Below are 12,181 nucleotides of genomic sequence, written 5' to 3'. Positions count from 1 at the left end.
GGACCAGCTGGAGCCCATCGAGCCCGTCACCGAGGAGCTCCACGACCGCATGGACCAGCCCACCACCACCGAGACCATGGTGGTGAGCATCTTCCAGATAGCCCTGGCAATGAGCGTGGGGGCCCTGCTATTGGCGTTCTTCAAGGACCACGGCATCAAGATGCCCACATACCTCTGCGCCCTGTTCGTGGGCATAATCATAAGGAACCTAGCGGACTTCACCGGCCTTTACAAGGTCAACATGCCCATGATAGAGCAGCTCGGAGGGGTGGCCCTCTACATATTCCTGGCCATGGCCCTCATGTCCTTGCAGCTCTGGCAGCTGGTGGGCGTGGCGGGTCCCCTTTTGGTGATCCTGCTGGGGCAGGTGCTCCTCATGATCCTCTTCGCTTACTTCGTGACCTTCAACTTCAACGGCAGGGACTACAACGCCGCGGTGCTGGCGGCGGGACACTGCGGCTTCGGCCTTGGGGCCACCCCTAACGCCATAGCCAACATGCAGGCGGTGACCCTGAAGTACGGACACGCCCCCAGGGCCTTCTTCACCGTCTCCATCGTGGGGGCCTTCTTCATCGACATAGTTAACTCCTTCGTGATCCAGGCCTTCGCCTCCATGATGGCCAAGGGCCTCTGATCCATAATCGTACGGCGCAACACAGGGCAAGCAAAAATCCAGGGGGCCCGCGCTGGGCCCCCTGGATCGTCCTTCCGCCCTTAGGCCTTAACCTTACGTATCACGTCTATCACGGTTCCGTCCCGCCACTCAACCACCGCCACTATCCGGTCCTCCTGCTCCAATGGGTCCATGGGGCCGCATATGGCCCTCGCCTTGGACAGGAGTTCCTCCATGGATATGAGGGGAAGCTTGGCCTCCCGGGCGGCGGAAATAAGGTCCCCCCTTGCGGGGTTCACGGTGATGCCGAACTCGGTGACCACCGCGTCCACCACCTCCCCGGGGGTGGTGGCGCAGTGGACCCGGTCCACCACGCAGGGTATCCTTCCCCTGAGGAGGGGCTGGGCTATTATGGTGAGCTTCGCCCCCGCGGCGGTGTCCTGGTGCCCCCCTATTCCGTGCAGCAGGTACCCGTCCGCCTCGGTGTTGACGTTCACGTTGAAGTCAAGGTCCACCTCCGTGGCGCCGAGTATCACCACGTCCAGGGAGTCCACTGCGCTGCCCTTGGTCCAGGGGCTGGCGTACCACTCGGCGGATATCTCCATGTGCCTTGGGTCCGACCCTATGGACCGCACCGCCTCCAGGTCGAAGGACTGCACGTCCATGAGGCATTCAACCAGGCCCTCCTTGAGCAGCTCCACGAAGTAGCCCGTTATGCCCCCAAGGCCGAAGCTTCCCTTCACGTTGCGTCGGATCATGGCGTCCTTCATAAAGGCGGTAACCGCCAGCGGTATGCCCCCCGCGCCGGTCTGGAAGGATATGCCGTCCTTGAAACAGCTGGATGCCTCGATGAGGGAGGAGGCCATCTGGGCTATCAAAAGCCTCAAGGGGTCCCGGGTTATCCTGGTGCTGCCGGACACTATGCCCGAGGGGTCCCCTATGCTCTCCACCGCCACCACCTGGTCCACGTACATCTGGGGTATCGAGATGGGGCACAGCATCCCTTCAACCAGGTTGTCTGTCACCGCCACCACGTGGTCCGCGTACATGGCGTCGGTGAATGCGTACCCCAGGGAACCGCAGGCGCTCCTTCCCATGGCGCCGGAGAGGTTGCCGAAGCGGTCCGCCGAAGGGGCCCCGATGAAGGCCACGTCTATCTTCACGTCCCCGGAGACCACCGCCCGGGGCCTGCCGCCGTGGCTCCTGAGCACCACCGGCTCCGACATGCCCCCCTGGGACACCAGCTTACCTATGGGCCCGTTGACGGACCCCATTATGCGGCGAACCACCCCGGATCTTATGTGCTCTATCAGCTCCTTGTGAACCCCGAAGAGGGCGGTGGGGAATATGGTGAGATCCCCTATGCCCATCTCGGCGCAGGTTCTTATAACCTGGTTGACCACCATGTCGCCGTTGCGGAGGTGGTGGTGGAAGGACACGGTCATGCCGCTTTTAAGGCCGCTGGCCTCTATGGCCTCCCGGAGGCTTCGGCGCACCTTGGATCCCATGGCCTCCCGGCCCCTCTTCATGGGCTGGCCGGCGCTCCTCCTCTTAGGCTCCCTGGCGAAGGCCCCCTGGAAGGGCTTCACCTCGCCGTAACCCTCTATGAAATGCGGCAACTCCCGTCCCAGGGCGTTAACCGGCAACGGAACCACCTCCCACGTCTTCTCCGGCCAGCATGAGGGTTCTCATGGCCCGCTTAACCACCGGGACGTCCACCATGCGGCCGTCCACCGACACCGCCCCCTTGCCTTGTGCCTTGGCCTCCATGGCGGCTTCAACTATCCGGCGGGCCTTGGCTACCTCTTCGGGCTTAGGGGTGAACACCGAGTGCACCACCCGGATCTGGCTTGGGTGGATCACACTCTTCCCCTCGTAGCCCAGCTGCTTTATGAACTCCGTCTCCGCCTTGAGCCCCTCGGGGTCGTTTATGCTCGGGAACACCGTGTCCAAGGGATCAACCCCCACCGCCCGGGCGGCCATCACCACGTGCCTCCTTGCCCAGTCCAGCTCCGTGCCCTCCTTGGACCTGGAGGTCCTCAAGTCCGCCGCCAGATCCTCCCCGCCGGGGATTATGGCCGCCACCCGGCTGGATGCGGAGGCTATGTCATAGGCCCTTACTATCCCCCTGGCGGACTCCAGAAGACAGAAAACCTTGGTCCTGCCTTCCTCCATGCCGCATCGGGCCTCTATCCTGGACAGCATCTGGTGCAGCTCCTTTACCTGCTCCGGATCCTCCACCTTCGGAAGCCTCACCCCGTCAACGCCGCAGGGCACTATCTCCTCCAGGTCCTTCTCCATGTGGGGCGTGTCCATGCCGTTGATACGCACGGTCACCTCGCAGCCCCCGAAGTCCCACTTCTTCAAGGCCTCCCGCACCAACACCCGGGCGGCGGATTTCTCCCCCTCCGGGACCGAGTCCTCCAGGTCCAGTATTATCCCATCGGGCCCAAACAGGTATCCCCTTAGCAGCATGTTGGGGTTGTTCCCCGGAAGGTACAGCATGGTGCGCCTCAAGGCTCATCACCCCCGGCCCTGTGCTTGAGCACCGCCGCCTCCACCCGGGCGGCCAAAACCAGGTCTATGGCCCCGTTGTCCTGCACATCCACCGACAGGTTAAGGGCCCCAAGCCGCTTTAGGGTCTCCATGACCGTCCTCTCCATGGAGCTCTTAAAGCGCATTGCTCCGGATCCCGATATGGAGACCTTGGGGCCTTGGGGGTCCTCCGACACCGTTACCAGGCAGTCCATGGACTCCAACGTCCCCGCCTGAGCTATGGTCATAGAAATCACTCCCCTTGAGGAAGGGGCGGCGGGGCAAAGACATCCCCCGCCCCTTCATATCCCAAAGGGGGGCCCTACGCAGCCCCCCTTGGCAAGCACCCTCTAGTCCTCGAAGCCGATGGTCTTGTTCCAGTCGCACATCTCCCTGGCCTTGGCCTTGGCGTCCTCCAGGGTGCTGCCGGTGAAGTTGGGGTTGATCTTCTGGGCTATGGCGGTGGCCATCTCTATGGTGCTGGCGGCGTTCTTCTCCCAGTCCGGGTCGTTCCTGAAGTCCCGCAGCACGTCGTAGGTAAGCGTCTTGGGCCGGTTCTCCGCGAGCACCTCGTTTATGGCCCACTCGATCTTTTGGGCCTTCTCGTCCATGCCCAGGTACTCCAGCATCATCTTGGCGGTGAGGAGCATGGCGGAGGGGTTTACCCGGTACTGGTGGGCGTACTTGGGCACCGATCCGCTGCAGGGCTCGAATATGGCGGTGTTCTCGCCGATGTTGCCGCTGGGGGCGAACCCGAGGCCCCCAACCAGCTGGCTTGCCTCGTCGGAGAGGATGTCGCCGAAGACGTTGCTGGTCACTATGACCTGGTAGTCCTGGGGGTTCTTTATGAGCCACATGGCGGTGGCGTCCGCGTTCTCCTCTATGCCCTGTATCCCGTACTGCTCGTACTCCTTGGCGAGCTCAAGGAATATCCTCTTCATCATCCCGTCGGTCTCCCGGATGACGTTGGCCTTGTTGCAGCAGTGGACCTTGGTCCTGCCCGTGGCCTTGGCGTACTCGAAGGCGGCCCGTATGATCCTCTCGCAACCCTCCTTGGAGAACACCCTCCAGGACACCGCCACGTCGGAGCACTTGCGGAAGCGCTCCATGCCCTTGTGCAGGCCGTACATCTCCTCCGGGAGCGGGTGGAACTCCACCGCCGCGTACAGGTCCTCAGTGTTCTCCCGGAAGAGCACCAGGTCTATCTTGGGATCCCCCTTGAGGGGGGAGCCCAGGGCCGGGAGGGTCTTGGCAGGGCGCAGGTTGATGTAAAGGTCGAAGAGCTGCCTCATCTGCAGTATGGCGGACTTGAAGCCCTTGACCCCCGCCTTGGAGGTTATGGCGGCCATCAAAGTGGCGTCGCACTCCCGGATCTTCTCTATGGTCTCCGGCGGAACCGTGTTGCACCTGGGATCCCCTTCGCCGAACTTCTTAACCGACTTCTCCCACATGCACCACCCAAGGTCCGCCCTCACCCAGTCTATGGGAAGGTCCATGGCGTGGAGCACAACGAGCGCTCCCTCCATCATGTCGTATCCCGAGTCGTCGCCGGACATGTAGCAAACCTTGTAGCGCTCCTTTGGCTCCTTGACCTTAAGGACGTTGCGGCTCATTCCCTCATCTCCTCCTTTTAAGATGCCTTCCTTGCCCATTAACTTCCTAGGCGGCGCTGTCCATAAGAAACCCCCTAAGGGGGAGCTTTTTGCCCCTTCGCCTTCCAGATATGGGCCCCTGCGGCCCTGAAGGGCTCAGCTGAGCCCCAGGGACTTCTTCACGTGGGGTATCAGCCCCCCGTCCTCGATGAGCCCCCGGACGAACTCCGGGTAGGGGGGGAACGAGAAGGTGCCCTTGGGGGTTATGACCTCTCCGCGGTCGAAATCGATCTCCACCGTGTCACCCTTTTCCAAAGCGTCCACCGCCTCGGGGCAGACCACTATGGGTAGCCCTTCGTTCAGGGCGTTACGGTAGTAGATCCTGGCGAAGCCCTTGGCTATGATGGCCCCTATGCCCCGTTCCACCAGGCACGTGACCGCCTGTTCCCTGGAGGAGCCGCAGCCGAAGTTCTTGCCCGCCACGATTATGTCCCCCTTGGCGGCCTCCCGGTTGAACTCCGGGTCCAGGTCCTCGCAGGCCACCTTGGCCATCTCGGACCTGTCTTTGATGGTGTAGGTGTACTTGCCGGGGAATATCACGTCGGTGTTGACGTCGTCCCCGTACTTCCAGACCTTTCCTTTTATCCTCATCTAGAGCACCTCCCTGGGATCCGCTATGGCCCCCGCCAGGGCGGAAGCCGCCACGGTCATGGGGCTTGCAAGGTATATGAAGCTGTCCTTGTTCCCCATCCGGCCCTTGAAGTTGCGGTTGGCGGTGCTTATGCAGGCCTCCCCGGGGGCCAGTATCCCCTGATGGTTCCCCATGCAGGGGCCGCAGCCGGGGTTGGAGATGACGCAGCCCGCGTCCAAAAGGGTGTCCACGACCCCCTCCGCCAGGGCCTGCCGGTAGGCCTTCCAGGACGCGGGGATCACTATGGTTCTCACCGCCACCTTGTGCCCCTTGAGGATCGCCGCCGCCTCCCGAAGGTCCTCTATGCGGCCGTTGGTGCAGCTCCCGAGGAAGGCCTGGTGTATGGGGGTACCCTTGACCTGGTCCACCGGGGCGTAGTTGTCCACCGTGTGGGGCTTCGCCACCCCGGGTGTTAGCTCCGACAGGTCGTAGGAGAGCTCCTTGGCGTAGGTCCCGTCCGGATCCGCCCAGATGGGCTCCCAAAGGTCCGATTTCGCGATTCCCTTCACGTGGTCCAGCACCTTCTGGTCCGGGGGGCACACCGCATTCTTGGCCCCCATCTCGATGCCCATGTTGCACAGCGTCATCCTCTCCGACAGGGACATGGCCTCGATGCCGGGCCCGTGGAACTCCACGCTCATGTAGTCCGCCCCGTCCGCCTTGATGTCCCCGATTATCTTGAGTATCAGGTCCTTGGCGGAAACCCCCTTGGGGAAGGAGCCCTTGAGGGTTATCTTCATGGACTCCGGCACCCGGAACCAGAGCTTGCCGGTGGCCCAGGTGGCGGCCATCTCGGACCTGCCTATGCCGGTGGAGAAGGCCCCGAAGGCCCCGTAGGTGCAGGTGTGGCTGTCGCTTCCCACCATGATGAGCCCCGGAAGGGCGAAGCCCTCCTCGCACATCTTCTGGTGGCACACGCCGCCGTCGCTGGTTACGTCCATGAAGTGCTCTATGCCCTGCTCCTTCACGAACTCCCGGATCTCCTTGTGGTTTACGGCGTGGTCGTCCGAGGGGGCCGGTATGGCGTGGTCCAGTATTATGACTATCCTGTTGGGGTCGAAGACCTTTGAAAGCCCTATCTTCTTGAAGGTCCTGGCTATGGGGGCCGCGTTGTCGTGGCTCATGCAGAAATGGGGTTCCACTGTCACCACGTCGCCGGCCTTCACGTCATAGCCCGCCCACTTGCCCAACACCTTCTCCGCGAAGGTCCTTCCCATGACCCTATCCCTCCTAAGCCTGGGATTTGAGATACTCGATGAGGCCCCCGGCGGCCATTATGTCCCGCTCCAGGTCCGTCACCGCGTCCCCTTGAAACTCCACCCCCTGGGTGAGGTTCCTTATCACCCCCGTGGCGGTGTCCACCTCCAGCTGGTCCCCGTCCTTCACCTTGCCGGCCTTTATGGCGTCGGACAGGCCCTTGACGAAGAGCACCGGGTAGCCGTTGTTTATGGCGTTCCTGTAGTAGATCCTGGCGAAGGACTCCGCCAGCACCATGGGGACCCCGATCTCCTTGAGGCAGTAGACCGCGTGCTCCCGGCTGGATCCGGTGCCGAAATTGCGGCCTGCCACCACGAAGTCCCCGGGGCGGACCTCCTTGGCGAAGTTCTCCTTGCCCGGGTAGTACTCGAAGGAGTACTGGGCCATCTTCTTTGGGTCCGTCTCCGCCAGGTACTTGTTGTGGTATATGAGGTCCGTGTCCACGTCGTCCCCGAAGACCCAGGCCCTTCCGCGAAGAACCGTATCACTCATGTGTGGCACCCCCTTGCGCTTGGGTCATCCCAGGATGTCCCTGGGGTCCGTTATTACGCCCCGCACGGCGCTGGCCATGGCGGAGGCGGGGCTCATGAGGTAGGTGTGGCTGCCCTTGCCTACCTTGCCTATGAAGTTGCGGTTGGTGGTGGACACCCCCACGTCCCCGGAGGGAAGGGCCCCGTAGTGCTCCGCGGTGCAGAGGCTGCAGGTGGGGTTGGTGAAGATAACCCCAGCCTCCAGGAAGTCCTGGATGAACCCCGCCTTGGCGCACTCCTTCATTACCTCTCTGGTGGATGGGGTTATGATCACCCTCACCTCGGGGGACACCTTGAAGCCCGCGGCCTTAAGCACCTCGTGGGCCGCCGCTATGTCCTCGAACCTGCCGTTGGAGCAGGAGCCTATGTGCACCTGGTCTATCCTCTCCCCACCCACCTCCCGGACCTTCTTCACGTTGTCCGGCGCGTCGGGGCAGGACGCCAAGGGCTCAAGCTGGGACACGTCGAAGCTGAGCTCCTCGGAGTAGACCGCGTCGGCGTCGGGGCGGATCATCTCCACCCGCTCCAACACCTCCTTGCCGGCCCTCTCCACCAGCCACTGAAGCACCGGGCCGTTGGGCATTATTAGCCCCACCTTGCCGCTCATCTCGGTCACCATGGAGCAGAGGGTTATGCGGTCCGACAGGCTGCTTTGCTCTATGGCCTCGCCGGTGAACTCCACCGCCTTGAAGAACATGCCGTCCGCCCCAAGGGTGCCCACCAGGTGGGTGAGGAAGTCCCTCATGTAGACCCCCCGCTGGAACTTGCCCTGGGCGGTTATCTTCATGGTCTCCGGCACCCTGAACCACAGGGTTCCCTTGATCCAGGAGGCCACTATGTCGGTGTTGCCCACGCCGGTGGCGAAGGCCCCCACGGCGCCCAGCAGGTTCATGTGGCTGTCGGTGCCCAGTATCACGTCCCCGGGCTTAACCAGCCCGTTCTCCAGCAGCACGTGCTGGCCTATGCCCCAGTTGACGTCGAAGACCTTGTCTATACCCTGTTTTTTGGCGAACTGGCGGATTATCTTCTGGTTGTTGGACACCTTCTCGGAGTGGGCCGGGGCCTGCAGGTCGAAGGTGAAGGCTATCTTCTTGGGGTCCCACACCTTGGCGTCCTTCCCGGTGACCTCCTCGAACTGGAGGACGCAGTTGGGGCCCCCGAAGTCCCTGGCGGTGGACAGGTCTATGTTGCACCATACCCGGTCCCCTACCGACACGTCCTTGCCGGAGGCCCTGGCCATTATCTTCTGGATCATGGTCCGTCCCATGATTTCATCCCCTCCCTGGAAATGGAGTCCCCTACTTCATGCCGAGGAACGACTTTATGGTCTCGAAGTTCATGAAGTCCGCCTTGTTGACTATCACCCCTTCGGGGCTTCTAAGGGAGCCGTCCCCTTCGTGGGCGTGGTTGGCTATGATGTGGGCTATGTCGCTTGGAATGCCGTTCCTCATGGCGATGACGGTGCCGGAGAAGGGGTGCCTCAGGTCCTTTCCCATCTGAGACTTCGCGGTCTTGCCGTCGGGGCCCTTCTCGTACTCCACCAGCTTGCCCACGTCGTGGAGCAGGGCTCCGGCGATGAGCTTGTCGTTGTCCAGCCGGTAGCCCCCTTCGTCCTTGTACAGGCCGTTGAACTCGTCCATGGCGGCTTTGGCCATCCTGGTGACGCCCCTGGTGTGGGTCAGGTAAGAGGCGGGGCAGTCGGGTATGAGAAGCGTGAAGGGTATCTTCGCCATGTCCTCGGGCTCCCATCCCCCGGTCTTGAGGGCGTCCTCATAGGTGGACAGGACCTTGTCCTTGAGATCTTGGTCGCATATCCAATCCACCTCCGGGAGCAGCTTCGCTATTCTCTCCTTCATCTCCTGTTTCCCTCCCTGTTCTTTGAATAGCCCCCGGCGCGGCCCTTGCCGGGAGCTTGAATCCTTAAGCTTTGAGGCCCTTCAGGGCCAGCACCTCCTGAAGGGTCTTGTATATCCGCTCCATGTGTTCCCTGGCGGCCCTCTCCGCCCGGTCCGGATCCCTGTCCAGGATGGCCTCGTAAAGGGCCCTGTGCTCGTTGAAGAAGGCCTCCTTGTCCTCCAGCAGGGCGTAGATCCGGTCGTGGGTGGCCATGATGAGGTTGAAGTTCATGCGGACGATGTTTACGAACACAAAGTTCCTGGTGGCCTCCGCCATGGCCAGGTGGAACTCGAAGTCCCCCTTCGCCCGGCTCTCCAGGTCCTCCAGCCCCTCCCTGGTGGAGGAGAGGACCCGCCTCATCTTGGTAAGATCGCTGGGCATGGCCCTCCTGGCGGCCTCCCGGGCTATGGCGGGGTCCAGGATGCGGCGGGCCTCCATGAGCTCCAGGATGGCCTCGTCCTCCAGGGGCAGCCCCCGTTCCCTCAAGGGGTCGTCTTCTTTGGAGTGCCTTGGACGCCGGACGAAGCGGCCCTTGCCTGGGATGCTCTCGATTAACCCCATGAGCTCCAATACCCTGAAGGCCTCCCGGAGGGAGCTTCTGCTCACCCCCAGCTGGTCCATCAAGGACCGCTCCGGAGGGAGCGGATCCCCGGGCTTAAGGCGCCCGGAGGATATGTCCCCCTTTATTTCTTCCACCACCTTTTCGTATATCCTGGTCTGCCTTACCCTCTCGGGCAAACGGATCACCCCTCCCCAGTGGTCGGTCCACAATGGCTTTGTGGACCACCCAGTGCACCTTATATACTATTCAAGCAATTTGAGCAACCGTTAACTAGTTCGGAATAGTTGGAAAATTTGCCTTTCGGAGCCCCCGTGCTATGCTTAAAGGGCCGATGTGGAGGGGCCTTACGAATCTTTGGCTTATGGATCCCAAGGGCCAATCTGAGACGCTAGGAGGGGTATCATGGGTTTTAACGTGAGCGTTGCGGGCTTCGGGGATATGGTCTGTGAGATGCCCCTTACCGGGTCTGAGCTCCTGTCCCTCTCAAAGGTGGAGGGAGCCCATCAGGTGGTGGCCTGCAGGGTTAACCACTACCTTAGGCCCTTGAACTGGGTTATCGACGGGCCCTCGGAGGTGCAGTTCGTGGACACCGGAAGCTTCGAGGGGATGGAGGTTTATAGAAGGACCCTGAGCTTCCTTCTGGTGATGGCCTCCAAGCGGGCATTGGGGCAAGACGTGATAATAAGGCACTCCATGAGCGACGGCTACTACTGCGAGCTGGTGGGGGGGGGGGCATCGGAGGAGGACGTAAACGCCGTGAAGGCGGAGATGAACCGCCTCATAGACCTCAACATCCCCATCCACCGGGAGGTGCTGCCCCTGGACAAGGCCAAGGCCATTTTCGAGCGCCAGGGCAACCTCGACAAGGCGAGGCTTCTCAAGTGGACCGCCGTGGACCCGGTGGTGGCCTACCGGTGCGCGGAGACCTACGGCTACTTCTACGCCCCGTTGGCTTCCAGCACGGGGCAGGTGAAGGTCTTCGACCTCCTGTACTATCCGCCGGGCATGGTCCTGCAGTTTCCCACCGTGTCCTTCCCGGACCGCATACCCCCGTTCCAGGCGCCTAAGAGCTTGGCGGAGGTCTTCATAGAGTACTCCCAGTGGCTCGACGTGCTGGGGGTAACCACCATGGACAGCATACACGAACGGGTGGCCTCCGGCATGGGGTTGGAGCTCATATTGATCTCCGAGGCCCTTCACGGTGAGGCCTTGGCCCGGGTGGCCCGGGAGATATGCTCAAGGCCCGAGGTCAAGCTGGTGTGCCTGGCGGGACCCTCGGGCTCCGGCAAGACCACCACCGCCAAGAGGCTTCAGGTGCAGCTGCAGGTCTGCGGGAAGAGGCCGGTGGCCATATCCCTGGACGACTACTTCGTGGACCGGGAGCTCACCCCAAGGGACGAGAACGGCGATTACGACTTCGAGGCATTGGAGGCCCTGGACCTGGAGGCCATAAACCGGGACCTGTCGGATCTGATGGAGGGCAAGGATGTGCAGCTGCCCAAGTTCGACTTCATAACCGGCAGGAGGAAGCCCGGAAAGCGCCTTAAGATAAGCGGCGACGACGTGATAATCATAGAGGGCATACACGGCCTCAACGAGAGGCTCACCCGGTCCATACCCGATGAGATGAAGTACAAGATCTTCGTCTCACCCTTGACCGGCGTCAGCCTTGACAGGCACAACAGGACCAGCACCACCGACAACCGCCTGCTCCGCCGGCTGGTGAGGGACCACCGGGTGAGGGGGCACTCACCGGAGAGCACCCTCCTTAGGTGGCCGTCGGTCATAAGGGGGTCCCACCGGCACATCTTCCCCTACCAGGCGGTGGCGGACGTGATGTTTAACACCGCCCTGGTGTACGAACTGCCGGTGCTCAAGGGCTACGCGGAGCCCCTGCTTCGGGCGGTGCCGGAGGAGTCCCCCGCCTACGGTGAGGCCCAGCGGCTCCTGTCCATGCTCAGGTTCGTGCCCTTCATACCCTCGGACAACGTGCCGAACCTTTCAATCCTAAGGGAGTTCATCGGGGGAAGCTGCTTCGAGGACTAGGGCTGAAGAAGGCTTGGGTCTAGGAAACCCCTTGGAGGAGATTCCTAAAACTCGAGTCTGCCTCCAAGGGGCCCGTCTTTGCCTTTTCCGCCTTTTCCAAGCCCCGGGGCCTTTGCCGGTCCTGTGGGGTAGGCCTCCGATCGAGTCTTAGCCCTGAAGGTTGGGTCCTATCGGCGCCGCATCAGGCGTGATCCAGCGGCGCCCATGGGGCGGCGAAAAACGAAAAAGGGCCTCCCACAGGAGGCCCAAGACTACTATGGTGGGCGGCACAGGGATCGAACCTGTGACCCCTGCCGTGTGAAGGCAGTGCTCTCCCGCTGAGCTAGCCGCCCCAACCCGCAACGGTGAAGATTCTACAACGGAACCTGGCTTTTTGCAAGCCCCCGAATTGCCTCACGTAAAATCTAAACGAAAAGGGAACGTTGCCTCACCTAAGAATCCAAACGAAATATGATCCCC

At 62.0% G+C, this 12,181-nt stretch carries 12 protein-coding genes and 1 tRNA gene; 2 read left to right on the top strand and 11 right to left on the bottom strand.

Annotated elements, in window-relative coordinates:
* Positions 1 to 634: hypothetical protein (locus tag N2315_08095; GenBank protein MCX7829139.1), on the top strand; the 634-nt coding region annotated here is incomplete at its 5' end.
* An 80-nt stretch (positions 635 to 714) separates the two neighbouring features.
* Here N2315_08095 and citF read toward each other — a convergent pair.
* From citF to N2315_08045, 10 genes are all read right to left on the bottom strand, one after another.
* Positions 715 to 2,259 (bottom strand): citrate lyase subunit alpha, encoded by a 1,545-nt coding sequence (gene citF, locus N2315_08090; GenBank protein MCX7829138.1) that lies wholly within the window; start codon positions 2,257 to 2,259, stop codon positions 715 to 717.
* Positions 2,249 to 3,130, bottom strand: coding sequence for a CoA ester lyase (locus N2315_08085; protein ID MCX7829137.1), 882 nt, complete (start codon positions 3,128 to 3,130; stop codon positions 2,249 to 2,251). Before N2315_08085 ends, citF begins: the two co-directional genes overlap by 11 nt.
* The gene (gene citD, locus N2315_08080; protein ID MCX7829136.1) at positions 3,127 to 3,396 is read right to left on the bottom strand and encodes a citrate lyase acyl carrier protein; all 270 of its coding nucleotides are present in this window, start codon (positions 3,394 to 3,396) and stop codon (positions 3,127 to 3,129) included. Before citD ends, N2315_08085 begins: the two co-directional genes overlap by 4 nt.
* Before the next feature lie 102 nt (positions 3,397 to 3,498).
* Positions 3,499 to 4,761: an isocitrate/isopropylmalate family dehydrogenase gene (locus tag N2315_08075; protein ID MCX7829135.1), complete on the bottom strand. Its 1,263-nt coding sequence runs from the start codon at positions 4,759 to 4,761 to the stop codon at positions 3,499 to 3,501.
* Between the two features lie 135 nt (positions 4,762 to 4,896).
* Positions 4,897 to 5,391 (bottom strand): 3-isopropylmalate dehydratase, encoded by a 495-nt coding sequence (locus tag N2315_08070; GenBank protein MCX7829134.1) that lies wholly within the window; start codon positions 5,389 to 5,391, stop codon positions 4,897 to 4,899.
* Complete coding sequence (locus tag N2315_08065; GenBank protein MCX7829133.1) at positions 5,392 to 6,648, bottom strand: 3-isopropylmalate dehydratase large subunit; 1,257 nt, start codon at positions 6,646 to 6,648, stop codon at positions 5,392 to 5,394.
* A 13-nt stretch (positions 6,649 to 6,661) separates the two neighbouring features.
* On the bottom strand, positions 6,662 to 7,180 hold the full coding sequence (locus N2315_08060; GenBank protein ID MCX7829132.1) for a 3-isopropylmalate dehydratase: 519 nt from the start codon (positions 7,178 to 7,180) through the stop codon (positions 6,662 to 6,664).
* Between the two features lie 24 nt (positions 7,181 to 7,204).
* A complete protein-coding gene (locus N2315_08055) occupies positions 7,205 to 8,485 on the bottom strand; it encodes an aconitase/3-isopropylmalate dehydratase large subunit family protein (GenBank protein MCX7829131.1) in 1,281 nt (426 codons plus the stop codon).
* A 31-nt stretch (positions 8,486 to 8,516) separates the two neighbouring features.
* Complete coding sequence (locus N2315_08050) at positions 8,517 to 9,074, bottom strand: HD domain-containing protein (protein ID MCX7829130.1); 558 nt, start codon at positions 9,072 to 9,074, stop codon at positions 8,517 to 8,519.
* A gap of 64 nt (positions 9,075 to 9,138) precedes the next feature.
* On the bottom strand, positions 9,139 to 9,852 hold the full coding sequence (locus tag N2315_08045) for a FadR family transcriptional regulator (protein ID MCX7829129.1): 714 nt from the start codon (positions 9,850 to 9,852) through the stop codon (positions 9,139 to 9,141).
* Positions 9,853 to 10,078: 226 nt separating this feature from the next.
* Between N2315_08045 and N2315_08040 the strand changes: the two genes are divergently transcribed.
* Positions 10,079 to 11,722 carry a nucleoside kinase gene (locus N2315_08040; GenBank protein MCX7829128.1) on the top strand — a complete coding sequence of 548 codons (1,644 nt, stop codon included), beginning with the start codon at positions 10,079 to 10,081 and terminating at the stop codon, positions 11,720 to 11,722.
* Between the two features lie 257 nt (positions 11,723 to 11,979).
* Here N2315_08040 and N2315_08035 read toward each other — a convergent pair.
* Positions 11,980 to 12,054: transfer RNA gene (locus tag N2315_08035), tRNA-Val, on the bottom strand.
* Between the last annotated feature and the right edge of the window lie 127 nt (positions 12,055 to 12,181).

The sequence above is a fragment of the Thermanaerothrix sp. genome, assembly GCA_026417795.1.
Classification (GTDB): domain Bacteria; phylum Synergistota; class Synergistia; order Synergistales; family Synergistaceae; genus Thermanaerovibrio.
The sequence above is the reverse complement of the archived record's forward strand: the minus strand, read 5'-3'. Positions and strand labels throughout refer to the sequence as shown.

Coding starts and splice junctions, on each gene's coding strand:
- citD (MCX7829136.1), bottom strand. CDS start 3,396: ATGACCATAGCTCAGGCGGGGACGTTGGAGTCCATGGACTGCCTGGTA.
- N2315_08065 (MCX7829133.1), bottom strand. CDS start 6,648: ATGGGAAGGACCTTCGCGGAGAAGGTGTTGGGCAAGTGGGCGGGCTAT.
- N2315_08075 (MCX7829135.1), bottom strand. CDS start 4,761: ATGAGCCGCAACGTCCTTAAGGTCAAGGAGCCAAAGGAGCGCTACAAG.
- N2315_08050 (MCX7829130.1), bottom strand. CDS start 9,074: ATGAAGGAGAGAATAGCGAAGCTGCTCCCGGAGGTGGATTGGATATGC.
- N2315_08040 (MCX7829128.1), top strand. CDS start 10,079: ATGGGTTTTAACGTGAGCGTTGCGGGCTTCGGGGATATGGTCTGTGAG.
- N2315_08070 (MCX7829134.1), bottom strand. CDS start 5,391: ATGAGGATAAAAGGAAAGGTCTGGAAGTACGGGGACGACGTCAACACC.
- N2315_08060 (MCX7829132.1), bottom strand. CDS start 7,180: ATGAGTGATACGGTTCTTCGCGGAAGGGCCTGGGTCTTCGGGGACGAC.
- N2315_08055 (MCX7829131.1), bottom strand. CDS start 8,485: ATGGGACGGACCATGATCCAGAAGATAATGGCCAGGGCCTCCGGCAAG.